This window comes from Vibrio sp. Vb1554 (assembly GCF_033344235.1).
In genome coordinates this window covers 1-1,249 of record NZ_JAWPOJ010000258.1, presented here as the reverse complement: position 1 = coordinate 1,249, position 1,249 = coordinate 1, and the positions used below count along the sequence as shown (strand labels likewise).

Genomic DNA, 1,249 nt, shown 5'->3' with positions numbered 1-1,249 from the left:
CAATACTCACATCCATCGCTTGTGCCAACTCTTTTTGGCTGACATCCAGTTGTGCTCGGATCGCTTTAACATCGGCAATCTCATAACGAGTGACATTCGCAGGAGTCTGCTCTCCTTTTGCAATCGCTTCGGCTTGCTTCATCGATGTATAAAGTTCATCAAAAATACTATTGCTCATTGTCATACTCTCTCTTAATCGACCTCGACACTTCTTTAAGGAGATTCTTCTCTTTCTGAGTTAAAGAGTCCTTTCTCCCTTTCTTGTACAGCAACACCAAATAGACAACATCAGGTTGGATCAGTAAGTAAATCGTTCGATAACCACCACTCTTACCTGTCGATTCTCCAGCAAGGCGAACTTTTCTTAGCCCTCCCGTTCCGACAATCAACGATCCCATTTCTGGGTTTTTGATGATGTCTGACTGCAACGCTCGAAACTCTTCATCCGTGAGCATCTCTTTTCGCTGAGATTCAAACAATGGCGTTTCAATAAACTCTAATGCGTAGCTAATAACCCGATCCTCTCCCAAAAGAATAGGAGTACATTGTACTCCTGGCAAGCGTATTTTCAAATGTATTAACGATTAAATCCGAAACCTCGACCTCTGCGATTTTGTCGTGCTAACGACTGCTCTTGCTGTATTGCTTTTCCAACGACTGGAGCTGCTGCGTCAAGTTGTTTACTTGCATGGTCAAGCTGCTCACACTGCTCTGTAAGCGTTGGTTCTCCTCGCTGCTCTGCTCGAATCTTTTCTCTAAATCCTTGTAGAGCTTCACGAACTCGCTGTGCTGCTCCTTGTGCTGCCTCTCTAAAACCTCGAAGGCGTGCAAAAGTTGTTTCTCTAGCTCGGTCATTTATTTCCTCTCCAACTTGATCAGCTCGTTCTTGCCATCGTTCATTGTCCACCCCTCCAGAATCGAGTAACCCTCTGGTATCACAATAAAACGTTCCCCTTTCTGGCTCTCGTACAGAGAAAGCCCCCAAGTCTTGTTCTGGAACTGCTCTAGGATCGCTTTTTGGCGGGCTATCTTTCTCTGATTGTCTAATATCGTCTGCCCTTGATACCAAGCGATCCCGTAACTGACGATCACCAAAAATAACAGGGTCACTGGCAACCAAATCCATGTTTTCATCACCAAGAGATTCAAACGTGATTGCTGCTCTTGGATGTCGTTTATGATTTTCTGCTCGCTTGATTTCAACGCATCTTGAATACGTTGTTCGTGCCTCTCGAAGTCTTTCTTTAGC

Annotated in this window: 4 protein-coding genes; all 4 read right to left on the bottom strand. The window is 44.8% G+C overall.

The annotated features are described in order from the left end of the window. Positions 1-178, bottom strand: a 178-nt coding sequence (gene nadS, locus R8N28_RS25480) for a NadS family protein (RefSeq protein WP_276398575.1), incomplete at its 3' end; no start/stop codon positions are given. Beyond that, positions 168-560 (bottom strand): type II toxin-antitoxin system RelE/ParE family toxin, encoded by a 393-nt coding sequence (locus R8N28_RS25475; protein WP_224723981.1) that lies wholly within the window; start codon positions 558-560, stop codon positions 168-170. The genes nadS and R8N28_RS25475, both read right to left, overlap by 11 nt. A gap of 61 nt (positions 561-621) precedes the next feature. Next, positions 622-855, bottom strand: coding sequence for an MbeD/MobD family mobilization/exclusion protein (locus tag R8N28_RS25470; protein WP_169567099.1), 234 nt, complete (start codon positions 853-855; stop codon positions 622-624). Then, a partial coding sequence (locus tag R8N28_RS25465) for an MbeB family mobilization protein (RefSeq protein ID WP_318183691.1) occupies positions 856-1,249 on the bottom strand: 394 nt, incomplete at its 5' end.

What these genes read in the sequence shown, in the direction of transcription:
- R8N28_RS25470 (WP_169567099.1), bottom strand. Translation starts at nt 855, where the DNA reads ATGACCGAGCTAGAGAAACAACTTTTGCACGCCTTCGAGGTTTTAGAG.